Source organism: Actinomycetota bacterium (assembly GCA_035765775.1).
Classification (GTDB): domain Bacteria; phylum Actinomycetota; class CADDZG01; order JAHWKV01; family JAOPZY01; genus DASTWV01.
In genome coordinates, this window is record DASTWV010000059.1 from 336236 (window position 1) to 359179 (window position 22944).

Sequence of the window (22944 nt, forward strand, 5' to 3'; positions counted from 1 at the left end):
GGAAAACTTTCCCCAGAATGTTCCCCCCTTAACCGGCAGACAGCGCACTAATCCCCCACGAGACCGGCGATCCGGTCGAACTCCCGCAGGGCGTAGCGGTCGGTCATGCCGGCGACGTGGTCCACCACCCGGACGTCCGGGGGGGTGCCCTCCGGGGCGTCCGCCGGCAGGGCGTCGGGATGCGCCCGGTACCAGTCGCAGATGGCCCTGAGCACCCCCCGGGCCTCACCCACCTCGGCCATGATCGACGGCCGCTGGTAGACCTGGCGGAAGAGAAACTTGCGGGTCTCGAGCATGGCGGCCAACTCGTCGGGCCGCATGGTGACCTCGCTCGTGGCTGCCCCTTTATTGTTTGCGTCTTCATTGTTTGCGTCTTCTCCGGCGTTGTCGGCACCGACCCCCGAGCTGGCATCGACCACCGCCCCCACCATGGCGTCGATGCGGTCCGATGGGGTCTCCCCCAGGACTCGCCGGGTGACCTCGGGCAGGTCGCCCGGGGCGAGGATCCCCGCCCGCACGGCGTCGTCGATGTCGTGGCTGACGTAGGCGATCCGGTCGGCGTAGCGGGCGATCTGGGCCTCGGGGGTGGCGGGGGTGGGCATCGACCAGGTGTGGTTGACGATGCCGTCGCGCACCTCCCAGGTCAGGTTGAGCCCCCGGCGGGCATCCCGGGTCTCCAGCACGTCGACGATGCGCAGGGACTGCTCGTTGTGGCGGAACGGGTGGCCGAGGAAGTCCGAGAGGACGTCCTCGCCCAAGTGCCCGAACGGGGTGTGGCCCAGGTCGTGGCCGAGGCAGATGGCCTCGACCAGGTCCTCGTTGAACCGGAGCGCCCGGGCGATGGTGCGGGCGATCTGGGTCACCTCCAAAGTGTGGGTGAGGCGCATGCGGACGTGATCGCCCTCGGGGGCCAAGAAGACCTGGGTCTTGTAGGCGAGGCGGCGAAACGCCTTGGCATGCAGGATCCGGTCCCGGTCCCGCTGGTAGGCGGTGCGGAGGGGGTGCTCGGGCTCAGGCAGCACCCGGCCCCGGGTCTCGGCGGCCAGGGTGGCGCCCGGGGCGAGGGTGGCGCGCTCGCGCCCCTCGATCTCCTCCCGGACGCAGCTCAGTTTTTGGGTGTCCACCACGGGGTTCAGGCTAACAGCGGAGTACGACAGTCCCTGCCCGGCACCTCAGGACTCAGGCCCCTTCGCTCACCGACAGCTTGCGCTCGATCAGGTCCTGGCCGGAGGCGGGCCGGGCCATCTCCGGGGTGACGTTCCGGTTTGACAGGAGGTCGGTTGAGTCATGGTTCAGATGGTCGGCGGGCGAGGCCTTGACGAACTCGGTGCCGACGGCGTAGTTGCCCGCCACCCCCCGCCCGGTCGCCAGGGTGGGCAGCCGCCCCGCCAGGTAGGACTGGCGGGACTCCTCGTTCGCCAGCTCCCGCACCTCGGCATGCGTGCTCTGGGCGCCGGCGGGGTTGGCGGCGACGATGGCAGCTCATTGCTCCTGTATTTGACCGAAATACGTTGGGTATTTTGTGGGACCAACTCTCGCAAAAATTCGGGGTCGAAGGCGAAGTTACCTCCGTCCTATCGGCGGCCGCCGCGCCCAGAGCGCCTGGGCACCATCCGTCGAGCTGGCGTAGCGCCGGTCGGCGGTCAGGGCCTGGATGACCTCGTCGGGGCTGTGGGTGGCCGACCCGGTGGCCGGGTCCACCGCCAGCCACTCCTGCGCCCGGTCGATGACTGCCCCGCCGCTCTCCCGGGCGACGGCGACCGCCGTGGCCGCCGCCACCGCATGGCCCACGGGCGATCCGGCCGACCGCACGATGGCGTGCATCCCCGGCCGGTAGCCCACCTCGTCCAGGTGCGGCACCCGGTAGGCGCCGAACTCCCCCGGCACCGGCTCCCGCTCCTCCATCAGGAAGATGTGGCAGGCCTCCTCGTCGATCCCCACCAGGCCCACGGCGAAGGCCGGGGTCTCGGCGTTGCGGATGCGGCCCAGCCAGGGCACCCGCAGCACGGCGGTCTGCAGCTCGCTGAGCGCCACCAGCGGCGGCTCGAGGAGGCCCAGCAGGGTGGCCAGCGCCCGGCCCGCCCCGGCCATCACCCAGGCGATCTCGACCGGCCGCCCCAGGGCGACGTCGAGACCACCCGGCCAACCCGGGCCTCCCGGGCCGTCGGGCCCGGGATCGGGGATGCGATCGGTCAGGGCCATCCGGTGCTCAGCGGGTGTCCGACCCCCGAGCATCCCCGTGCGCCCCCGCCTCGTGCAGGGCGGCGTGGGCGGCCGCCAGGCGGGCGACCGGGACCCGGAAGGGCGAGCAGGACACGTAGTCCATGCCCGCCTGGTGGCAGAACTCCACCGAGGCGGGGTCCCCGCCGTGCTCGCCGCAGATGCCGACCTTCAGGCCCGGCCGGGCCTCCCGGCCCTCGGCCACCGCCAGGCGCATGAGGCGGCCGACGCCAGCTCGGTCGAGCGAGTCGAACGGGTTCGCCTTCAGCAGCCCCTTGTCCAGGTACTGGGCCAGGAACTTGGCCTCGACGTCGTCCCGGGAGAAGCCGTAGGTGGTCTGGGTGAGGTCGTTGGTGCCGAAGGAGAAGAAGTCGGCGCTGGCAGCGATCTCCCCCGCCACCAAGGCGGCCCGGGGTAGCTCGATCATGGTGCCGATCAGGACGTCGATCCTGCGCCGCCGGCCGTGCATCACCTCGGCGATCACCGCCTCGGCCTCGGCCCGTGCCATCTGCAGCTCCTCGGGGAGCGCCACCAACGGGATCATGATCTCGATCACCGGCTTCAGCCCGCGGTCCTGAGCGATGCAGGCGGCCTCCATGATCGCCCGCACCTGCATGGCGAACAGGCCCGGGCGCATGACGCCTAGGCGCACGCCCCGCATGCCCAGCATCGGGTTCGACTCCTCCAGGTGCTCGACGCTGCCCAGCAGCTCGACCACCTCGGCGATCTCGGTCTTGAGGCGCACCCGGTCGTCGCTCTTGGCGCTCCGCAGCTCGTGCTCCAACTCCTTGATGTGCAGCTCCAGCTCCTTGGACGAGGGCAGGAACTCGTGCAGCGGCGGGTCCAGCAGGCGGATGGTGACCGGTAGGCCGCTCATCGCCTCGTAGATGCCGAGGAAGTCCTCCCGCTGCAGCGGCAGCAGCTCGCCCAGGGCGGCGCGCTCCTCGTCGGCGTCCACCGCCAGGATCACCCGGCGGACGGCGGGGAGCCGGTCCCCCAGGAACATGTGCTCGGTGCGGGCCAGGCCGATGCCCTGCGCCCCGAAGGAGCGGGCCTTGGCGGCGTCCTCGGGGTTGTCGGCGTTGGCCCGGACCTTGAGGCGGCGCACGCCGTCCGCCCAGCGCAGGACCTTCTCCAGGTCGGCGGAGAGCGCGGCGGGCACCAGGGGCACCGCCCCGATGGCCACCCGGCCGGTGCTGCCGTCGATGGCGATGGTGTCGCCCTCGGAGACCACGGTGTCGTCCACGGTGAAGCGCCGGGCGATGACGTCGATGGAGAGCGACTCGGCGCCGCACACGCACGGCGTGCCCGCACCCCGGGCCACCACGGCGGCGTGCGAGGTCTTGCCGCCCCGGGACGTGAGGATTCCCTGCGAGGCGTACATGCCGCCGACGTCGTCGGGCTCGGTCATGGGCCGGACCAGGATCACCTTCTCGCCCTTGTCGGCCCACGCCATGGCGGTGGCGGCGTCGAACACCGCCTTGCCCGAGGCGGCGCCGGGCGAGGCGTTCAGGCCCTGGGCGATGACGTGGATCTCGGCGGCCGGGTCCCACTGCGGGTGCAGCATCTGGTCGAGGGAGCCCGGGTCCACCCGGAGCACCGCCTGCTCCTTGGTGATCAGCTTCTCCTTCACCATGTCCACGGCGATCTTCACGGCCGCGGCGGCGGTCCGCTTGCCGATGCGGGTCTGCAGGATCCACAGCCGGCCCTGCTCGACGGTGAACTCGATGTCGCACATATCCCGGTAGTGGCCCTCCAGGGTGGCCATGACCTGCAACAGTCCGGTGTAGGCGGCCTTGTTGCTGCGCTTCAGCTCGTCGAGGCTGAGGGGGGTGCGGGCGCCGGAGACGACGTCCTCACCCTGGGCCTGGGGCAGGTACTCGGCCAGGTGTTTGTTCTCGCCCGTCGAGGCGTCCCGGGTGAAGGCCACGCCGGTCCCGGACCCTTCGCCGACGTTGCCGAAGACCATCGACACGACGTTGACCGCGGTGCCCAGGTGGTCCGAGATCTTGTTGCGCCGGCGGTAGATGCGCGCCCGCTCGCCGTTCCACGAGGCGAAGACCGCCCGGATGGCCATCTCCAGCTGGGCCATGGGGTCGTCGGGGAAGGCGGTGCCCGCCCCGGCGGCGGCGATCGCCTTGAAGCGGGCCACGAGCCCGGTGAGGTCCTCGAGGGTGAGGTCGGTGTCGGCGCGGTAGCCCTTGGTGTGCTTGACCTCGGCGATCTCCTCCTCGAAGCGCTCGCCGGGCACCCCCATGACGATCTTGCCGAACATCTGCACGAAGCGGCGGTAGGCGTCAGCGGCGAAGCGTTGGTCGCCGTACTGGGCGCCGAGCCCGGCGGCAGTGGTGTCGTTCAGCCCCAGGTTGAGGACGGTGTCCATCATCCCGGGCATCGAGAACTTGGCCCCCGAGCGCACCGAGACCAGCAGCGGGTTGGTGGCGGCGCCGAAGCGGCGGCCCATCTTCTTCTCGAGGCGGCGCAGGTGGCGGGTCACCTCGGGCATCAGGGACTCGGGCAGGGCGCCGAGGTCCATGTAGTCGTTGCAGGCGACCGTCGAGATGGTGAAGCCGGGGGGGACGGGCAGGCCGAGGTTCGTCATCTCGGCCAGGCCGGCGCCCTTGCCGCCCAGCAGGTCCTTCTGGTCCTTGGTGCCTTCCTCGAAGTCGAAGACGTAGCGGTGGTTCTTGTTTCGCGTGGTGCCGGGTTCAGTCCTCGGGCTGGGGGAGGTGCCAGCGGTGGGCATGATCAAGGTCCTCCTAATTCATGTACGCGATTCATTGCGTAGTGGACAGGTCAAGGGTGATGGCGGCCTCGGGACCGCCCTCGATGGTCACCGCCTGTTCGATGCGGTTCGTGCCGGGGGCGAAGGCGATGAACGTCCAGGTCGCCTGCGTCAGGTGCAGGGTGAAGCCGCCGTCGGGGCCGGTGCGCCGTTCGTTGACGAACTCACCCGACGGCCCCAGTACCCGGACGTAGGCCCCCTCGGTCGGCGTGCCGTCCTTCGTGACCGTGCCGCGTACGACCGTGGCGACAATGCTCATGTGCCCACCAGCCTTTCGTCGAGGTAGCGCACCAGCCCAGCGATAGGAATGCGGTCCTGCGTCATCGTGTCCCTGCTCCGCACGGTGACCGCCTCGTCCTCCAGGGAGTCGAAGTCCACGGTCACGGCGTACGGCGTCCCGATCTCGTCCTGCCTGCGGTAGCGCTTCCCGATCGACCCGGCGTCGTCGTAGTCGATCATGTAGCGCCGCCGCAGCACCGCCGCGACCTCCCTCGCCTTGGGCACCAAGGTCTCGTGGCGGGACAGCGGCAGCACCGCCGCCTTGTACGCCGCCAGGTCGGGGTGCAGGGCGAGAACGGTGCGGGTCTCGATTTTACCGGCCGCCGACGTCACCGGTTCTTCCCGGTAGGCATCCACCAGGAAGGCCAGCAGGCCCCGGTCGGCACCGGCGGACGGCTCGATGACGTAGGGCACGTAGCGCTCCTGGGTCTCGGCGTCGAAGTAGGAGAGGTCTGCCCCGGAGAACTTGGCGTGCTGGGTGAGGTCGAAGTTGCCCCGGTTGGCGATGCCCTCCAGCTCCGCCCAGCCCCAGGGGAACTGGTACTCGATGTCCACGGTGCGCTTGGAGTAGTGCGACAGCTCGTCGGCGCCGTGCTCGCGCAGGCGCAGCTTCTCGGGCCGGATGCCGAGGCGCAGGTACCAGGCGAAGCGCTGGTCGATCCAGTACTGGTGGCGTTCCTCGTCGGTGCCCGGCTTCACGAAGTACTCCAGCTCCATCTGCTCGAACTCCCGGGTGCGGAAGATGAAGTTGCCGGGCGTGATCTCGTTGCGGAAGCTCTTGCCCCGCTGGGCGATGCCGAAGGGCAGCTTCTTGCGGGAGACCGCCTGGACCTGCATGAAGTCCACGAAGATGCCCTGGGCGGTCTCGGGCCGCAGCCACACGAGCGCCCCGGCGTCCTCGACCGGGCCGGCGTAGGTCTTGAACATCAGGTTGAAGTTGCGCGGGTCGGTGAAGGCCTTGTTGCCGCAGTCCGGGCACACGGGCGGGTCGGCGAGGTGGTCGGCGCGGAAGCGGTGGTGGCAGTTCAGGCACTCGACGAGGGGGTCGGTGAAGCTCTCCACGTGCCCCGACGCCTCCCAGACCCGGGGGTGCATGAGGATGGAGGCGTCCAGGCCCACGACGTCGTCGCGCTCCTGGACCATCGCCTTCCACCACGCCCGCTTGACGTTGTCCTTCATCTCGACGCCCAGGGGTCCGTAGTCCCAGGTGGAGCGCAGCCCGCCGTAGATCTCGGAGGACTGGAAGGCGATGCCCCGGCGCTTGGCGAGGTTGACGATGGTGTCGAGGGAGGGGCCTTTGGAAGACAGCGGAGCCGGCGGAGCGCCGGAAGAGCTGGGCATAGTGGCGCCCATCATGCCATGGGGCCCTCCCGTGCCTGGGGCTTGCTGGCGTTGCATCGCCGGGAGTGGGCGGGCACACTCGCACGATGGACGAGCCTGACGCCCAGAGAAAAACCCGCCGCCTGGTGCTCGTGCTCGTCGTGGCGCTGGCCGCTTCGGCAGTGGGAGTCGGCCTACTGGCGCGGAGCGGTGGCTCGCAGAGAGTCACCGCCGTGCCGCCAGCAAGTGGAGTTCCCACAGCCACGGCTTCGGATCCGCCCGGGTTCGTGGGCAACGGGCTGGAGGTCTACGTGCCTCCCGGAACGACGGCCAGCGTGGTCCAGCGGGTGGCGGACGTGCTCTCTGCCCGCCTGCACGGGGTGAAAGGGGCCACGATCGCCCGCCAGGGAAGCCGAGTTTTTGTGCACGTACCTGAGACGATCGATCCGCAAGGCCTGGTGAACCTGGTTCTGGACCCGGGCATATTCGAGATCCGGCCGGTCCTCGGGATCCCCACGTCGACGGTTACACCCACTTTCATCGACGATCCGGCGCAGCCGGCAGTGCTCGCTGAGGCAGACGGGGAGACCTTTTCCCTTGGGCCGGCGATCTTGACCAGCACCGCGGTTCAGAACACCGACCTTGTGGTCAACCCGAGTGATGGCGCGTGGTCCATCGTCGTCACCTTCACGAGGCAGGCTGGGCCGGTTTGGACTCATTTCACCGGCCAGTTGGCGTGCGCCTCCGGCGCCCAGCGGCAACTGGCCATCGTGATGGACGGCCAGGTGTCAGACGCCCCGACCGTGAACAGCGTCGTCACCTGCGGAGTCGGCATCCCGGGCGGCACTACCGAAATCAACGGTGACTTCACCCAGGCGCAGGCCCAGCAGCTGGCGACCGTGCTCACCAGTGGTCAGCTCCCCGTCCGCCTTGGGGTTGGGGTCATGAAGCAGCGACCCCCGCCGGCAATCCCCGGGGGCCCGTGAACGCCTGAGGCGGGCTGGCGTTGCAACAACCCTGGTCTGCGGGCACACTCCTCGGAGCATGGACGACCACGACGAGCAGCCGCCGGTGACCGATCCGCCGGCCACCGGGGATCCGGAGCCCGACGCCCCCGGTGACGAGGATCATCGGCCGCGGCGCCGCTGGGTGGTGGGTGCCGGGCTCGTGGTGGTCATCGCCCTGGTGGCGGCGGGGGTGATTCTGGGGGGCGGGAACAAGTCCCGGAACACCAACGGGGTGTCGACGCCCCTGAACACCCACCCGGCGGTCACGGCCACCGCGTCCGGAGGGCCGACGTCGCCCGCCGTCCGCCTCCAGGTGAGCGTGCCCGCCGGGACGACGGCCACCGTCATCCAGCAGGTGGCCAGCGTGCTCTCGGCCCGGCTCGTGGGGATCCCGGGGGTGTCGGTGACCCGCCAGGGCACCGGGGTCCTGGTCACCCTGCCACCCTCGAGCAACGCCCAGCAGCTGCTGAACCTGGTGCAGGACCCCGGGACCTTCGAGGTGCGGCCGGTGCTCGGGGTCTCGCAGACGGGCACGGCGACGCCGACCGCGGTCGATGATCCGGCGCAGCCGGTGGTGCTGGGGGGCCTGGGCCCGGCCGCCACCGAGACCTTCTCCCTGGGCCCCGCCGTCCTCACCGGCACCGCCGTCCAATCGGCGGCCGCGGTCTCGCCGGGGGGGCAGGGGTGGGTGGTCCAGGTCGGCTTCGCCCCGGAGGCAGCAGCGGTGTGGACCCATTTCACCGGGCAGCTGGCGTGCGCCACCGGTTCCGGCCGGCAGATGGCCCTGGTACTGGATGCTCAGGTGGCGTCGGCGCCCTCGGTCAGTGGCGACGTGCGCTGCGGCGTGGGCATCACGGCGGCGGCAACCGTCATCGAGGGCGCCTTCACCCAGGCCCAGGCGCAGGAGTTCGCCGCCGTGCTCACCACCGGCCCCCTCCCGGTGCCGATCTCGGTGGTGGCGGGAGCGCCATGAACCTCTGGAAGATCGCCAGCATCGTCGTCCTCACCTTGATCAACGCCTTCTTCGTCGGGGCGGAGTTCGGCCTGGTGACCGTGCGGCGCACACGGCTGAAAGAGCTGGTGGCACACGGCAACCGGCGGGCGGCCAGCGCCCAGAAGGCCACCGGGCATCTGGGGCGCATGCTGTCGGGCACCCAGCTGGGCGTGACCCTCACCGCCCTCGGCATGGGCGCCCTGGGCGAGCCGGCGCTGGCCGATGCCCTCGAACGGGTCTTCGCCCACCTGCCGCACGCCGTGCGCTCGGCCGGCTCGCACGCCGTGGCGGCGATCATCGCCTTCGTGGCCATCACCCTGTTCGATGTCGTCGTGGGCGAGATGGTGCCCAAGAACCTCGCCCTGACCAAGGCGGAGCGCGTCGCCCTCGCCGTGGCCACCCCGCTGCGGGCGTTCACCGCCTGTTTCCGGCCGCTGATCTGGCTGATCCAGGCGAGCGCCTCTCCCGTGCTGCGCCTGCTCGGGGTGAACCCGGGCGCAGTGTCGAGCGCCCACACCCCCGGCGAGCTGGCCCTCATCGTCGAGGAGTCCCGCCGGGGCGGGTCGATCGAGCCGAGCCAGAGCGAGCTGCTCACCCGCACCCTCGAGTTCCCCGAGCGGCGTGCCGTCGAGGCGATGGTGCCCCGGGTCTCCGTCGAGGCGGTTCCCTTCTCGGCCCGGCTGGAGAGCATCCTGGAGCGGGTGGAGCGCACCGGCTTCTCCCGGTTCCCGGTCTGGCGGGAACGCCCGGACGAGTACGTCGGGTGGGTCCACCTGAAGGACATGCTGCGCCTGGCCCGGCGGCGCCCGAGCGCCACGGCGGGCGAGGCGATGCGCCCGCCCGTGCTGGTCCCCGACTCCCTGCCGCTCGACGAGCTGCTGGTGCTGATGCAGCGCCAGCGGGCGCATCTGGCGATCGTGCTGGACGAGTTCGGAGCGACCGCCGGCATCATCACCTTGGAGGACATCCTCGAGGAGCTGGTCGGCGAGATCCAGGACGAGTCCGACCGCCGGGAGCCCGCCGGTCCCCGGCGGGTGGAGGGCGGCTACCGGGTGCCGGGCACGCTGCGCCCGGACGAGCTGGAGGACCTGACGGGCCTGGTCCTGCCCGAGGGCGACTACGAGACGGTGGCGGGCTTCGTCATCGAGCAGCTGGGGCGCCTCGCCCGGCGGGGCGACGAGGTGGACGTCGGCGGGTGGAAGCTGCGGGTGGCGAACCTCGGTCGGCGGCGCATCCTGTCGGTGGACGTGAAGCCGCCGGCCCAACCAGCCGAGCCGCCTGCGGAGGCAGCCACGCCGTAGGCGGGAAGGGGCCGGCGCCGTAAATATGGGCAGGGAGGGTTTCGTGCGGCGGCAAGATAAACCCGGCCGGGTTTCAGCCCTGGAGAGCTACGGTGCCCAGGGAAGCGTTCTGGGCGGCCGAGAATGCGATGGCCAGGTTCCCGTTGCCCGAGGTGGTGACGGTATTGGCGATCACCATCGAGTTCAGGGTGCTGGTCTCAGCGCCGTTCCCGGTCAGCGCCAGCGCCTCGCCCTTGGTGTAGACCGTGCCCGTCAACAACGTGCCGCCATTGCCGTTGAGGCTGGACGAGGTGGCGTTGTTGCGGTCGGCGAAGATCGCCAGCCCCTGGAAAGGCCCGGAGGCGGGGGGCGTGATGCCGGTGGCCCCGTTGCCGGTGATGGAGAAGGTGGCCCCGGACTGCCCGGCGGTGCACGGCGCGGGATAGGCGGAGCAGGCGAAGTACAGGGTCACGCCGTTGCCGGTCAATGCGCCGCCGCCGGAGAAGCTCATCGAGTGCGTGATGATGTAGGTGCCCGGCGCCATCGTGAGCGATGCCTGGCCCTGCACCGAGATGTTCTGGTAGATGCCGGGGGTGATCGACGCCGAGGTGCTGCCGGTCAGGTTGACGTCGGGATCCACCACGGCCGGGCACACCGCCGCCCCGGCCTGCGGGCACTGCAGGAGGGAGGCAAGGGGGTCGCCGACGGGGGGAGCCTGCACCGGCTGGGGCGTATAGCGGCCATTGCCCGTGGTCCGGAAGCCGTCGGGGGCTGACGGGCCGCCGATCTCGTCGGCCACCACGCTGGAGTAGCCGATCACGCTGGCGGCATCCGCCGCCGTCGAGTTGTCCAGCAGCGCGGCGCCGGTTACCTGCACCAGGGCGGTACCGTTGGCCCTGAACGCCGGGTTGGCCGTGGAGCTGAGCACGCACAGACCGCAGTCGGGCGAGGTGATCACCCGGGCGGTGGCGGCCGCCGCAACTGGGACCGAGACCACCCCCAGCACGCGCCCGAAGCTCGTGGGGACCGCCATGGCGGGTAGCCGGACCCGGAGACGGGTGGGCGAGGTGCTGGAGTCGGCCGAGATGCAGCCGTTGCCATGCGCGGCGTCGGGCTGGTACGGGAGTGCAGCTGCGTCCGTGCAGCCGCTCCACGAGAGCGCCGCGCTCGGCAGGTTTGCCTGGACGAACGTCTCGACATCCGACACCACCCGGGGCCACCCCGGGAAAGCCAGCAGGTCCTGGGCACCGGCCAGGGCGGCCGAGTCGGCGCTGGCCTGAGCGGCCTCGGCGTAGCTCCGGGTGCGGGCCAGATCGATCCCCACCCCCGCCATGCCCACCAGTACGACCATGAGGACGCCAACCACCACTGCGATGGCGCCGCGGTCGTCGGCTGCGCAAGCCGCGACGCGCCGGGCGACCGCCGCCGCCATCCGGCGAACTATGGACCCGAGTTGTATGGCGTGCACCATGCCCACCCCGATCCCGACGGGTCTGTCTCGGCACCCTGGGTCTCGACTTGACTGGCTGCCTGCTCGATGCGGATGGTGGTCTTGGAGCGCAGGTAGTGCCCGCCGAAGGCGGAACCGAACGCTCCAGTGACCGAAAGGACCGGGTACTCGGCACACAGCGTCAGCCCCCCGCCCACGAGCCATGCGGTGCCGGTGGTGCTGAGCGTCGGATCGGAGATGAGCACGTCGATACGCACGCCGCTCTGCGGAAGACCGATGCTGCTCTTCACCAGGCACATGAGGTTCTGGAGGTCGGCGGAGGGTGCTGTGCCGCCGACGAAGGTCAGCGGGCACGCGGAGGTCGCCCCGAAGTTGGCGACACTGCCGAAGCGGGCCCCGGCGGCCACGCCGGAGCGGAGCCCGGCCCACTGGTTGTAGACGTTGCCGAAGTCCACGACGCCTAGGACCAGCATCACCACCATGGGGATGACCAGAGCGAACTCCAGCGCCGCCGAGCCCCGGGAGCCGAGCCCACGCCGTCCCTGACCGGCGTCGTCCTCCCGCTGCCGGATGGACCGGAATCCCCGCTGACTCTCCATAGCGACCTCGCGCTCCGTCCCGGTGCCACCGGCTGTTGGGTGGCCTCTCCCTTAGATGTTTCGGGCGGGGAAGGGTCCGGCACATGATCCGTTTGCGCGATCTTGGGTGGCCATGCAGGACCAGTTCCGGAGGCAGTGCGCCATGGCCCACGCGGGGCGCCAGAGCGGCCCCAGGAACAATGCGGTGATAGCCGGACGGCTGCTTTGGGAACCGAACCAGCGCCTGCTACCCGTTCTGCGGAGCTACCGGCGGATCCTCTGAGCTTGAGGTGGTCACTGCCGCTCCCGCTCGCAGCGCACGCCTCACCCCTTGGACGAGGGTGTCGGCGGTAAATGGCTTTTGGATGAGTATCATGTCGGGATTGAGCGAGCCCCGAGATGTGATGATGTCGGCGGTGTACCCGGACATGAACAGGGCGGGGAGGCCCGGAAACCTCGCTCGCAACTCCTCCACAAGGGCCTTCCCGGACATTTGCCCCGGCATGATGACGTCGGTGACGACCACGTCGGGTGGGCCGGCCGCAACGGCCTCCAGAGCCTCGGTACCATTGGCGGCATCGATGACGGCGTACCCGTCCGATTCCAGGATCCGGTGGGCGGCGCGGCGTACTCCGGGTTCATCCTCAACCAGGAGTACCAGAGAGGCAGTCCCCCGCTCGAGTTTCTCCGCCGACCCTGGGTTGGGAGCAGTGGAGGGCAACGCTTGCACGGGAAGCCATATCTTGAACGACGTGCCGATACCGACTTCGGAATACACGCTGATGTGGCCGCCCCAGCGACTGACGATGCCGTAGACCGTTGCCAAGCCCATCCCGGTCCCGACGCCGGCGGGCTTGGTCGTGAAGAAAGGCTCGAAGATTTGCAGGCTCACCTCGGGCGGCATGCCCGAGCCGGTGTCGGTGACCTCGAGGAGCACATTGGGTCCAGTTGAGGCCCCCAGGTGTGCGGCGGTATAGCTTTCGTCCAGATGGGCCACGGAGGTGGCGATGGTCAGCTGCCCCCCGTTGGGCATGGCATCCCTGGCATTGACGGCGAGGTTCATCAGCACCTGCTCAACTCCGCCAACATCGGCTTCGACCGGGGGGAGGGACTTGGCCAGGCGCAGGTCGATCGCCACATCCTCGCCCAGAACCCGCTCCAGAATGCGAGTGGAGGCTTCGATCTCGGAGTTGAGGTCCACTTGCTGGGAACTGACCACTTCCTTGCGGCTGAAGACCAGCAGCTGGCGGGTGAGCGTGGCAGCCTGTTCGGCAGCCCGGCACATGTCCTTGACGTCATCCTCTGCGGGATGACCCTCGAGTTGCTGCAGCACGAAGTGACCGAAGTTCAAGATCACGGCCAGCAGATTGTTGAAATCGTGTGCGATGCCGCCAGCAAGGTGTCCCACAGCCTCGAGCCGTTGCGCCTGCCCCAATTGCGCCTCCAGGCGCGCACGGTGCCGCTCAGCCTCCTCCCGCTCCTCGAGGGCTCGATCCCGGCTGGCCTCCGATTGCTGGGCCTGCTTGACGAGGCCCACCGCGGCGTTCCGGCTGCTCACGATCGCGCCGAAACCGGCTGAAGCCAGCACGGAGAGCAGGATCCCGGCAGACACAAAAAGCCAGGGAAGATCAGCGCTGAGGCGACCATTGAGCGGCTGCGTCGGGCGGATGACGAGCAGAAGGGCACCCGGCGGGCCGGTCGTGTCGTCGGGACGTGTGCTCAGACGGCCCTGGGGTGTTGCACCCGTGTTGGTGTCGAGCCTGGCGACTGCTCGCTTGCCGGTCAAGGGTAGGTGGGTGGTGCTGGCTAACAAGAGGTTTGTTGGAACCTCTCGGTCCGCGAGATAGAGAGCGAAATCCAGCCCTTCGAAGGGCTTCGCCGTGCTGAAGGGCACCTCCGCGTAGACGGCGTACTGGGACACGCCGGGTGGCCGGTCCAGCAGGGCAACCGTCCGGGCAGACCCCGAAGTCACGACGCCGAGCACGGTGAGCCCTTGGGCACTGGTGCCATTGATGGCCTGCATCATCGCCTCGGGGGGAGTACCGGCAGTCACTGTCGCCGGCTTTAGGGTCAGGGTCGGGATCCACTCCCCGCCGGCGGGATCTGGGGCTTGCAGGACCACCAGGGAGGAAAACGACGCGAGGGAGGGCAGGGCAGACGCACGCTGAATCGGGGCGGGCCGGCCTGCGGTGGCGGATGCCACCGAACCGACCATGTCCAACGCATTCCTGAGTTGGCCGACCAGGGCGTTCAGTGTGCCGGCCGTCAGGTCCGCCTGCTGCACCAGCAGGGTCCGCTGGTTCCGGTGCACCGAGTTGGCGGTAACGAGGCCCAAAGCCGCGGTAACCAATAGACCGACCAGCAGGACGAATATGGTCGTCCGGACAGCAGCATGACGGCGTAGTGCCCCGATCGTAACCGGCCGACCGTCCGAGGGGCCGGGAGGCATGCTCACGGGCGGGCCCTCTCGGAAATGGCAGATGGCGAGGGTCCAGGCCGCACCGCGAGCACTGCCACGGCTGAATGGGCGGGATTCTTCCTTTGGTCCACGCGGTCATTGCGAACGGCGTCTGACGAGGCGAGACACGCACAGACCCCGCCCACCAGGGCTGCGTACTCCGGCAATTCGCCGACCAGGATGCAGGGGAGGGACCCTCGCTTGCTTGTTGCCATCGATGGCAAGGCGCGGGGGTTTGGGGCGCGGGGGTTTGGGGTGTGCGTACCACCTTCGGGGACCATACGGGCTCCTCCCGTGTTCAGGCCCCCCGGCCAACAACGTTCAGAAACCTAAGATTCCGAGAAAATCCTGTCCAGTACACCGCGGGACTTTCGTCTCGCGATACCCAACGAGTATGCCACATTGATTCGCAAAGGGTGCGGCTCTCCTGGAGGGCCCGTCCCCGCCCTCACGCTGCCGTGACCAGCGTGCCCTTGAGCTAGCGAGCCCCGTTGCACTCGTTTGCGCTCCGTAGGGCACGGAGCGTGGACACCGCCCCGGCTTCGGCGAGTCCCCAGCGCGCTCTGGTCAGGCCCTGCGGTCCTTCTCCACATGCCGGCAGCACCAGCTTGACGCCGGGGGCCGCGGCGATCACCACCCCATCGAAAACTCGAAGAGAAGTGGTCGCCGGCGTCAGGCTCCTCAGGCGGTGGCGGGCAGGGCTGGCACGAGGGATGCCGAGACCAGGGGGCGGCGCTGCAGCGGGGGCCTAGAGACGCGTGCCTCCAGTGCGTCGATGCTCAGTGGCCGGTCGAAGAAGTACCCCTGGCCCAACCCACAGCCCATCGAGAACAGCCGGGTGGCCTGCCACTGGTGCTCGACGCCCTCGGCGACCACTTCCATCCCGAATGTCTCGGCCAGGCTGATAATCGCACGGACCAGGGCGAGCTCCTCAACGCCGTCCCCCATGGAGCTGACGAACGCTCGGTCGATCTTGAGCACCTGAATGGGGAAGCGGCGGAGATAGGCCAGCGACGAATACCCGGTGCCGAAATCGTCCATCGCGAAGCGGACCCCCAGCTCGTGCAGCCGGCGCATCCGCCCGACGGTCTCGTCCGCGTCGTTCATCAGCACGGTCTCGGTGATCTCCAGGACCAGGCACGCGGGGTCCATGCCCGTCGACGCCAGCACGGCCGCCACTTCCGCTTCGAACCCGTCCTCCGCAATCTGGCGGGAGGAGAGGTTCACGTTCAAATGGAAACGGCTACCCGTGCGGCGCTGGAGACGGACCATCTGCTCGCAGGCCCTCTGCAACATCCACCGCCCGATGGGCACGATGAGGCCGGTTTCCTCGGCGACCTCTATGAACTCGGCGGGACTGAGCAGGCCGCGCTGCGGGTGCTCCCAGCGGATCAGTGCCTCGACGCCGGCCAACTCCCCGTCGCCCAGGGTCACCACGGGCTGGTAGCGGATAACGAACTCCTCCTCGGCGATGGCCCGGCGCAGGTCAGCCTCAAGCTCCAGCCGGGCCAGGGCTCCCGCCAGCAACTCCGGCCGGAAGAGCTGGTAGCACCCCTTGCCGCGCCGCTTGGCCTCGTACATGGCGGCGTCAGCGTCCCGCAGGAGCGCAGCAACGTCCTGGGCGGGGCCGCTGCCGAGCGACACCCCGAGGCTGGCCTGCGGGAGAATTTCGGTGCCATCCAGCAGCACCGGCTCATGGATCTTCGCCAGGAGACGTTCCGCCAGGCCAATCAGCGTGTTTAGATCGAGGATGTCAGGAATAAGGACGGCAAACTCATCTCCGCCCAATCGTGCGACCACGTCATGCGGGCGAACATTGGCCTCGATCCGTCGAGCGACGGTCCAGAGCAGGGAGTCGCCGGCGGGGTGACCCAGGCTGTCGTTGACCGTCTTGAAGTTGTCGAGGTCGAGGAACAGCACGGTGCATCCGCCGGCCCCCCCGTCACGCCGGCTCAAGGCATCCTCCACCCGCGCCAGGAAAGCATGCCGGTTGGCGAGGCCAGTAAGGGGATCCCGGTACGCCAGCACGCGGAGCTGGTCCTCGAGGTCTCGGCGGACCGTCACATCCCGGGTCGTGAGCACCAACGCTTCGACGCTTGGGTTGTCGAGGAGGTTGGCCACCACCGTCTCGCAGCGGAACCAGGACCCGCCAGCGGTCGAGAACCGGTGCTCGAGGGACGCTACCGAATCACGCGTGGTGCGGGCCGCCTCCAATTGTGCAAGGACCTCATTCAGATCGTCCTGATGAACCATCTCGGGGAAGCTGCCGCCGATCAGCTCGCCGGGCACCCGCCCCAGCACCCGGCCGGCCGATTCGCTCACGTAGGTGATCCGGAATTGGGCGTCGAGGAGCAGGACGGCGTCAGAGGCGTTCTGTAGCAGTGCGCGGAAGCGGTTGCCGTTGCGGGCCAGCTGCTCGGTGGTGGCCCTGCTGGCCGCCTCTGCGCTGCGTTGGCGCACATTGGCTTCCTCGGCCAGCTTCCACCACACCAGGCATGCCACCGACTCGGCCAGGACAAAACCAGCGTGGATGGCGGCCCACAGCCACGGGTTGGCGATGGCTGCAGGATTGTCGTACACCGAGCGGGGGTCGATGGTCCCCATGACCGCGTGGTGCACCAGGACGAAGCTGACGGCGAGTAGGAAGGGTAGCCAGTCCTGGTACAGGGCGATGACCGCCACCATCACGAAGAAATGAAAGTGCATCTCGATGAGACCGCCGGACAGGTGCACCAGCTCGGCGGAGGCGGTCATGAGCCCGATGCTCGCCGCAATGGAGCGTCGCTTGGGCGTGAGGCTCTCCCGGTTTGCCACGTGGGCGCAGAGGGCCATGACGCAGACCTCGAGGCTCACGTGGATGAAGCTGAACCCACGGATCAGCCCGTAGATCTCCACGCCCACCACATGCGCCCAAAGCAGCCACACGATGGCCCGGTGACGCCGCCGCCACTCTGGCAGGGCGAGGGATCCACCGGAAGGGAGCATGGCCGCCAACTTGGCAGGGGCGTGTCGCAGGGTTTCGTACAGGGGGCGCCTCAGGTCCTGGGTGCTCATGTGCGCTCCTCGTCTCGTCGTGGGAACAAGTCTTCCGGTTGTAGTGTCGGATTCACGCGGAGCGTCGCCAAGGGCTCACCGGCCTATCTTCCTCTCGTCCCTAGCGCGTACCGTGGCGGGACTCAAATGAAGTAGGCGGCAGGGCCGAACGGCCCGTGCCGACCGGGGCCCCGTGGCCCCCAAGCCGCTGCGCGCGGTCCAATTGAACCGCACAAAGTTGGAGCGAATGCGTCATGCAGGGACTCCAACGTCATGACGAAACTCTTAGTGCAATCAGCGACAACCATCGAGGGCCACGAAGGTTCGTAGCAGAGGGTTCGTTGCTAGAGGGCTTCTAACCGCACCAAGCCGAGGGGCGCACCGTGCAATGCGGCACCCCGAGGCGCAGCACGAGGAGCTTCCGCTTGGGCCCCCCGATAAAGGCAAACCCAGGGCGACCTGGGGACGCAAAGTCATGGATCTCCCCTTCGTCTTATTCGAGAGGAGATCGCCAGACCGCCGAAGGAGAGCGCCGTGAAGACTCTGACCATCCGTGCCCTGGTAGCCGCCGGCACACTGAGCACGATCGTTCTTGCGGGTGTCGCTCCCGCTTCTGCCAGCCCCTCGGAGGAATCGTGCTTCTTCGCAGCGATCAACTCCGAGCGCACCGCCGCCGGGCTGAGTGCAGTGACCAACAGCGGAGCGCTGGCGACCATGGCCGAGGCCTGGTCAGGCCAGCTGGCCGCGGCCGGCTCGCTGTCGCACAATCCCAGCCTCACCAACCAGGCCCCGTCCGACTGGCAGTACCTCGGCGAGAACGTCGGAGAGGGCCCGGACTGCTCTTCACTCGTCACCGCCTTCTTCAACTCGCCCGAACACAAGGCCAACATCTTGCAGGTCCACTACACCGAGGTTGGCATCGGCGTGGTTGACGGGGCAGGCGGAACCATCTGGGTGACCGAGGACTTCATGGGCACGAGCGCACCAGCGCCCGCTCAGCCCGCGCCAGCCGCGGTCGGCAGCCCGGCGCCCTCGACCCCGGTCCGCACGGCTGCGGACGCCCCGGCGCCCTCGACCCCGGCGCCCTCGACGCCGGTGCGCACGCCTGCGGCAGCCCCGGCGCCCTCGACCCCGGCGGCCTCGACCCCGGCGCAGGGCCCGGTCCACACGCCTGCGCCCGCCCGGGCCGCCATCCATGGCAAGGCTGCCGCCCCGGTGCCGGCCACCGATCCCGGCCCCGCCGCGACGGCCCCGGCTCCCGCCGCCAGCACCCCCGCCCCGGTGGTCACCCCCGCCCCGACGGCCACGCCCGTCGTCGACCCTGAGCCCTCGACGGTTGCCACGATGCCCACCGTTGCGCCACACGCCCTTCGCGGCTTGTCGACCAGCTACCGGCCGGGCAGGAAGAACGCCATTCAGAGGGCGGCCGCGATTGCCACCACCCTTCTCCGCCACCTCTTCTAACTCCATCTGGCGCCGAGCAGGGTCCGCGGCGGCGGTGGTCACGCTCCGCTCGCCGGCAAACCGCATTGATCCCGGTCCACGGTGCCCTCTGAGGGGACCAAGCGGCTTAGCCTGGATCCACCGATAGCCTGACCCCACGGCGGCAGGTGCCACCGTTGGGAGGCGAGGTGATGATCTGGGCCCCGGTCGCCGAGTTGGACCGGCGTCACGTCGACGTTTGGGGTGACCTGAAGGCCCACAACTGAGCCAATTTCATGCCCAGGGCACGGCTGTGGCCCGGAACCTGTCCGGTGGGGCGGGTTGCACCTGCGGTGATCCGGCTCAGGCGAGCAGGGCAATGCCCCGCAGGCGGTCGAGGCCGGCGGAGAACTCCTCGGCCCAGGGCCAGCCCGACGGCAGGTGCAGGTGCCATCGCCGTGACGAGCGGGTAAGGCGTCCCGGCAGGGTGAGGAAGCGCCGGCGGATGCTCTGGGCGACCACGGGGCCGACGTGGCCCAGGCCGAGCGAGGCGACCCAGCGGATCAGGTTGTGGGCCAGGGAGGTGATCACCAGCCAGGCCGAATTGGCCGAGAAGTTGCCCGAGGGGCAGTGGCTGAGCCCCGATCCCTCCTTGAGGTCCCGGATGGCGAGCTCGACGACGGCGTGGCCCCGGTGCTCGACGCCCAGGGCGACGGCCTCCCCCGGGCGGTTGGTGACGAAGGCGTGGTGGCGCCAGTCAGGCCACAGCTCGGCCTGGTCGCCGATCAGCCGGGTGCCGCGCACGATCAGGCGGTCACCCTTGTAGCTGGTCTCGGCCAGCTGCGCCTCGCCCATGGCGGTGTAGTCGATGCTCACCCACGATTCCTCGGGGATCGTGGCGCTGGCAGCCTGACCGCGGAGTTGGACGGCACCGTGATCGAGTAGCCGATGCGGTGGCGGCGGCACGCCTTGACGAACCTCTCGGACCAGAACGCCGAGTCCGCCCGTAGCCGGAGCTCCCCGCTGGAGCCCGCCCGCCGTGCTCGGGCGACGGTCTCGTCCGGGAAGCGCACGCAGCCCCGGGCGCTGGCGGCCGAGCCTTTGCGCTGGCGCACGTGCAGCACCTCACCGGTCTCGGCCCGGGTGGCCAGTAGCGGGTGGTAGCCGAGCCGGCGGGTGTAGCCGTAGGCGGCACCTTGCTTGTGGTAGCCGTGCACCTCGCAGATGGTGGAGTCGAAGTCCAGCATCAGCACCTCCCCGCCCGGTCCCGCCCCCGCCGCCCAGGCCCGGGCAAGCAGCTTCCCGGTCACCTTGTCGAGCTGGCGAACGTGTCCGAAGCTGAGAGCGCAGGAAGGTGCCGAGCGTCGAGGGGGCCATCACCCGGTGCCCGAGCACCGAGGCCGTCGAGGCGCAGCGCAGCACGTCGGCGTCGTCGATCGAGTCGCCACCGGCCAGCATCGAGTGCACCAGGGTGAGCACCTTGCGCCCCGGCAGGGCAGCCCCGGGGCGATCCCCAAGCTCAACGGTGGCATGCACCAGCTCTTCGATGCCCAGGTGCTGGGCCAAGGTGGCGGGCAGGACCAGCCCGGCGTTGGCCACCGCGTGGTCGTCGTCGAAGATCACCGACGCTCGGTCGAGGCTGTGGGAAGATGTCACCTGAAAAGTGCCTTTCTGAGTAGGGCGGATGTCGTTTTCGCAGACACCATTCTCCCTGGTCAGAGGGCATTTTTCGCGTCTATCCGGGCCTCAGATCGGCCGGTTCATCGTGGATCCAGGCTTAGGTCCCGGCAGCATGCACTGGTAGGAACCTCCCAGCTGGGCGCATGGGGCACTCCGCGGCCAGCCCGCCGGCTCCACAAGCCATCACCGGCGCACCGCGCGGTGCCCGGTCCTCCAGAAGCCTCCGCTACCGCTTCTGTGCATCTTCTTCTGCTGGCCGACCCCTAGTCCGGGCGAACGATCCGGGCCTACTGCATTCGCGCCGTCCGGCGTGGCCCCAAATGGCTCCCCGCGTCCGCCTTCATGTACCAGATTTATTGGTCACTGTGCGGCTGTTCAGACGATCCCATGAGCCCGATATTTGAAGTAGGAAACAAGCACCGCCAAAGGCAAACCCTCGGAAACGAGGCGACGCAAAGCTATAGGGCCGTCGATCACAGCGATCACGGCAGCCAGCTACCGGATGCCCGAGAAATCCCTCGAGAGTCCGTCCATGTCGCCTCAAGAAAGGAGACGACGATGCGAAGGACCCAGGGCATTCTCACCTCTCTGATTGGTGCTGGATTTGCCATGACCCTCACCTTCGGTGCCGCGCCAGCCCTGGCGGCCGGCGCCCCGGCCTCCACCCCCGCTCCGGACGCCGCCAGCACCAACTTCGCCTGGGTCAACTCGCTCCGGGCGGCCGGCGGTCTGGCGGCGCTGCAGAACCAGCCTTGGGCGCAGCAGGTTGCCCAGGCCCACTCGGACGACATGGCCAACCAGGACCAGCTGTACCACAACATGACCGGGTACATGGACGTGGCGCACAGCGCCCTGCACGCTTCGTACCTGGGCGAGAACGTCGGCGAGGGCACAACTCTCGACTTTGTCCAGTCGCTGCTGAAGGCCAGCCCGGAGCACTACGCCAACATCATGAACCCCCGCTTCAACTATCTGGGCGTCGCTGTCACCATCGATGAAAACGGCCAGGTATGGGTCACTGAAGACTTCTCCGAGATTGATGGCGGCTCCCCCGCCCCGGCCCCGGCCGCCCGCCCGGCTGCAGCCATCAAGCCGGCAGTGGCACCAGCCCCCAAGCCGGTGGCGCCCCCTGCCCCCAAGCCGGTCGTCGCCCCTGCCCCTGTCATTGCCCCGGCTCCGGTGTTCCCGGTCCCCACCGTCGCAGCACCGACCCCGCCCCCGGCTGCCCCGGCTTCTGAGCACGCGGGGGTCACCACGATGACCATTGCCCACCATGGCCAAGCGGATGCCGCCGCCAGCCGCACCGGCGCAAGTAACCCCCAGGGTGGCCTCCTGTACGCCGGGCTCCTGGCCGCCGGCTGCCTGATGGCCCTGGGCGGGGGCTTCAAGATCTTCACCGTGTTCTCCCGCAGGTAGCGGGACCAGCCTCCCCGATGCTTGGTCGATAAAACGCTCCGGAGCCTCGGGCCCTAGGGTCCGGGGCTCCGGTAATTTTGTCCCCAACCGCCCTAGGGAAAACAGGGGTTACCCCACCACCTACGTGCTCGGGTCAGGAGAGCACGTAGATGCGAAAGAGGGACCCGGCTGCGGAATTATCGGTGCCGCTTTCTCATGACCTTCGGCCCGTCCTCAGTCATCTGCAAAATGCCTTGGCGCACGGCGATCGCCGCCGCCTCGAGTTTCGAGTGGGCCTCCAGCTTCGTCAAGATGGCTTGGACATGTTTGCGTACGGTGTTGACGCTCAAGAACAATGCCTCAGCAATTGCCGCGTTGTGCAAGCCTCGGGCCATGAGTTCCAGCACCTCGAGTTCCCGGTCGGTCAAGCCGTATGACACTTGCTGATGCTCCCGGCGCAGCCGGGGGAGGAGCCGCATGAGCAGCTCGGGCGGGATGAGGGTCTCCCCCACCGCGGCAGCCCGGACGGCGGAGAGGGCGTCCTCCACCAAACCCACCTTGGAGATGAAGCCGGAGCACCCGACCTCGATGGCATGGACCAACGCGTTGTCGTCGGCGTACGCGGTCAGGATGACCACTTTTGTCGCCGGGCACTCGGCCCTGATGTCGGCCGCGGCATCGATGCCGGCGCCATCGGGCAGCTGGTTGTCCATTAGCACCACATCGGGGTGGAACCGGGCGGCCATATGTCGGGCGTCCGCCGCGGTAGCCGCAGCGCCGACGACCTCGAGATCGCTCTGGTCCCGGAAGACCCGGATGAGGGTCTGCGCGAACATCTGGTGGTCGTCAACAACGAGCACCTTGATTACGCCCTGCTCGCTCATCAATCGATCCCCTCCGTTCGTCGCATTCTGGTGCATCCCCGCTCGCCGGCGGTACTCCATGGCGCATGGGCGACGGCGACCGTCACGGCAGACCAGCGGTCAGCGGAGGCCCTGTAGCAGGCGCATCCCCCATCCAGGGTTCCTTCTCGCGCAAGCACC

19 protein-coding genes and 2 riboswitches are annotated in these 22944 nt (G+C 69.0%); of the genes, 6 read left to right on the top strand and 13 right to left on the bottom strand.

The window, feature by feature from the left end:
• Positions 1 to 47: 47 nt before the first annotated feature.
• The 6 genes from VFW71_15355 to VFW71_15380 form a co-directional block, all read right to left on the bottom strand.
• A complete protein-coding gene (locus tag VFW71_15355; protein ID HEU5004138.1) occupies positions 48 to 1127 on the bottom strand; it encodes a deoxyguanosinetriphosphate triphosphohydrolase in 1080 nt (359 codons plus the stop codon).
• Positions 1128 to 1179: 52 nt separating this feature from the next.
• Entirely contained in the window at positions 1180 to 1431 is a 252-nt protein-coding gene (locus tag VFW71_15360; protein HEU5004139.1) for a hypothetical protein, read from the bottom strand.
• Positions 1432 to 1563: 132 nt separating this feature from the next.
• A complete protein-coding gene (locus VFW71_15365) occupies positions 1564 to 2202 on the bottom strand; it encodes a hypothetical protein (GenBank protein ID HEU5004140.1) in 639 nt (212 codons plus the stop codon).
• Between the two features lie 7 nt (positions 2203 to 2209).
• Entirely contained in the window at positions 2210 to 4966 is a 2757-nt protein-coding gene (gene ppdK, locus VFW71_15370) for a pyruvate, phosphate dikinase (protein HEU5004141.1), read from the bottom strand.
• 31 nt (positions 4967 to 4997) lie between these two features.
• On the bottom strand, positions 4998 to 5264 hold the full coding sequence (locus tag VFW71_15375) for a DUF1416 domain-containing protein (protein HEU5004142.1): 267 nt from the start codon (positions 5262 to 5264) through the stop codon (positions 4998 to 5000).
• Positions 5261 to 6592: a glycine--tRNA ligase gene (locus tag VFW71_15380; GenBank protein HEU5004143.1), complete on the bottom strand. Its 1332-nt coding sequence runs from the start codon at positions 6590 to 6592 to the stop codon at positions 5261 to 5263. Before VFW71_15380 ends, VFW71_15375 begins: the two co-directional genes overlap by 4 nt.
• Positions 6593 to 6711: 119 nt before the next feature.
• On the opposite strand from VFW71_15380, the gene VFW71_15385 reads away from it, so the two are divergent.
• Genes VFW71_15385 through VFW71_15395 form a run of 3 tightly spaced genes read left to right on the top strand, consistent with a single transcriptional unit; the run spans position 6712 to position 9906 of the window.
• Positions 6712 to 7590, top strand: a complete 879-nt coding sequence (locus VFW71_15385) for a hypothetical protein (GenBank protein HEU5004144.1) — start codon at positions 6712 to 6714, stop codon at positions 7588 to 7590.
• Positions 7591 to 7648: 58 nt separating this feature from the next.
• Positions 7649 to 8584: a hypothetical protein gene (locus tag VFW71_15390; protein ID HEU5004145.1), complete on the top strand. Its 936-nt coding sequence runs from the start codon at positions 7649 to 7651 to the stop codon at positions 8582 to 8584.
• Positions 8581 to 9906, top strand: a complete 1326-nt coding sequence (locus VFW71_15395) for a hemolysin family protein (protein HEU5004146.1) — start codon at positions 8581 to 8583, stop codon at positions 9904 to 9906. Before VFW71_15390 ends, VFW71_15395 begins: the two co-directional genes overlap by 4 nt.
• A gap of 73 nt (positions 9907 to 9979) precedes the next feature.
• On the opposite strand, the gene VFW71_15400 is transcribed toward VFW71_15395, so the two are convergent.
• The 4 genes from VFW71_15400 to VFW71_15415 all read right to left on the bottom strand — a co-directional run bounded on the left by VFW71_15400 (position 9980) and on the right by VFW71_15415 (position 17425).
• Positions 9980 to 11356 carry a pilus assembly protein TadG-related protein gene (locus VFW71_15400; protein HEU5004147.1) on the bottom strand — a complete coding sequence of 459 codons (1377 nt, stop codon included), beginning with the start codon at positions 11354 to 11356 and terminating at the stop codon, positions 9980 to 9982.
• Positions 11326 to 11934: a TadE/TadG family type IV pilus assembly protein gene (locus VFW71_15405; protein ID HEU5004148.1), complete on the bottom strand. Its 609-nt coding sequence runs from the start codon at positions 11932 to 11934 to the stop codon at positions 11326 to 11328. Before VFW71_15405 ends, VFW71_15400 begins: the two co-directional genes overlap by 31 nt.
• Before the next feature lie 226 nt (positions 11935 to 12160).
• A complete protein-coding gene (locus VFW71_15410; GenBank protein HEU5004149.1) occupies positions 12161 to 14362 on the bottom strand; it encodes an ATP-binding protein in 2202 nt (733 codons plus the stop codon).
• 690 nt (positions 14363 to 15052) lie between these two features.
• Positions 15053 to 17425: an EAL domain-containing protein gene (locus VFW71_15415; GenBank protein ID HEU5004150.1), complete on the bottom strand. Its 2373-nt coding sequence runs from the start codon at positions 17423 to 17425 to the stop codon at positions 15053 to 15055.
• Positions 17426 to 17836: 411 nt separating this feature from the next.
• Positions 17837 to 17928: riboswitch (cyclic di-GMP riboswitch) on the top strand.
• 10 nt (positions 17929 to 17938) lie between these two features.
• Between VFW71_15415 and VFW71_15420 the strand changes: the two genes are divergently transcribed.
• Positions 17939 to 18868: a CAP domain-containing protein gene (locus VFW71_15420; GenBank protein ID HEU5004151.1), complete on the top strand. Its 930-nt coding sequence runs from the start codon at positions 17939 to 17941 to the stop codon at positions 18866 to 18868.
• Positions 18869 to 19189: 321 nt separating this feature from the next.
• Here VFW71_15420 and VFW71_15425 read toward each other — a convergent pair whose 3' ends face one another.
• Together VFW71_15425 and VFW71_15430 are read right to left on the bottom strand one after the other, a co-directional pair.
• Positions 19190 to 19702, bottom strand: coding sequence for a transposase (locus VFW71_15425; GenBank protein ID HEU5004152.1), 513 nt, complete (start codon positions 19700 to 19702; stop codon positions 19190 to 19192).
• Complete coding sequence (locus tag VFW71_15430; protein ID HEU5004153.1) at positions 19699 to 20136, bottom strand: transposase; 438 nt, start codon at positions 20134 to 20136, stop codon at positions 19699 to 19701. Before VFW71_15430 ends, VFW71_15425 begins: the two co-directional genes overlap by 4 nt.
• Positions 20137 to 20180: 44 nt before the next feature.
• Here VFW71_15430 and VFW71_15435 point away from each other — a divergent pair, with 44 nt between their 5' ends.
• Both VFW71_15435 and VFW71_15440 read left to right on the top strand, forming a co-directional pair.
• Positions 20181 to 20486, top strand: coding sequence for a hypothetical protein (locus VFW71_15435; protein ID HEU5004154.1), 306 nt, complete (start codon positions 20181 to 20183; stop codon positions 20484 to 20486).
• Between the two features lie 437 nt (positions 20487 to 20923).
• A riboswitch (cyclic di-GMP riboswitch) is annotated at positions 20924 to 21009 on the top strand.
• A 106-nt stretch (positions 21010 to 21115) separates the two neighbouring features.
• Entirely contained in the window at positions 21116 to 21922 is an 807-nt protein-coding gene (locus VFW71_15440; protein ID HEU5004155.1) for a CAP domain-containing protein, read from the top strand.
• Positions 21923 to 22098: 176 nt separating this feature from the next.
• On the opposite strand, the gene VFW71_15445 is transcribed toward VFW71_15440, so the two are convergent.
• A complete protein-coding gene (locus VFW71_15445; protein ID HEU5004156.1) occupies positions 22099 to 22785 on the bottom strand; it encodes a response regulator transcription factor in 687 nt (228 codons plus the stop codon).
• Between the last annotated feature and the right edge of the window lie 159 nt (positions 22786 to 22944).

What these genes read in the sequence shown, in the direction of transcription:
- VFW71_15390 (HEU5004145.1), top strand. Translation starts at nt 7,649, where the DNA reads ATGGACGACCACGACGAGCAGCCGCCGGTGACCGATCCGCCGGCCACC.
- VFW71_15445 (HEU5004156.1), bottom strand. Translation starts at nt 22,785, where the DNA reads ATGAGCGAGCAGGGCGTAATCAAGGTGCTCGTTGTTGACGACCACCAG.
- VFW71_15410 (HEU5004149.1), bottom strand. Translation starts at nt 14,362, where the DNA reads ATGCCTCCCGGCCCCTCGGACGGTCGGCCGGTTACGATCGGGGCACTA.
- VFW71_15385 (HEU5004144.1), top strand. Translation starts at nt 6,712, where the DNA reads ATGGACGAGCCTGACGCCCAGAGAAAAACCCGCCGCCTGGTGCTCGTG.
- VFW71_15365 (HEU5004140.1), bottom strand. Translation starts at nt 2,202, where the DNA reads ATGGCCCTGACCGATCGCATCCCCGATCCCGGGCCCGACGGCCCGGGA.
- VFW71_15405 (HEU5004148.1), bottom strand. Translation starts at nt 11,934, where the DNA reads ATGGAGAGTCAGCGGGGATTCCGGTCCATCCGGCAGCGGGAGGACGAC.
- VFW71_15375 (HEU5004142.1), bottom strand. Translation starts at nt 5,264, where the DNA reads ATGAGCATTGTCGCCACGGTCGTACGCGGCACGGTCACGAAGGACGGC.
- VFW71_15440 (HEU5004155.1), top strand. Translation starts at nt 21,116, where the DNA reads ATGACCCTCACCTTCGGTGCCGCGCCAGCCCTGGCGGCCGGCGCCCCG.
- VFW71_15400 (HEU5004147.1), bottom strand. Translation starts at nt 11,356, where the DNA reads ATGGTGCACGCCATACAACTCGGGTCCATAGTTCGCCGGATGGCGGCG.
- VFW71_15415 (HEU5004150.1), bottom strand. Translation starts at nt 17,425, where the DNA reads ATGAGCACCCAGGACCTGAGGCGCCCCCTGTACGAAACCCTGCGACAC.
- VFW71_15395 (HEU5004146.1), top strand. Translation starts at nt 8,581, where the DNA reads ATGAACCTCTGGAAGATCGCCAGCATCGTCGTCCTCACCTTGATCAAC.
- ppdK (HEU5004141.1), bottom strand. Translation starts at nt 4,966, where the DNA reads ATGCCCACCGCTGGCACCTCCCCCAGCCCGAGGACTGAACCCGGCACC.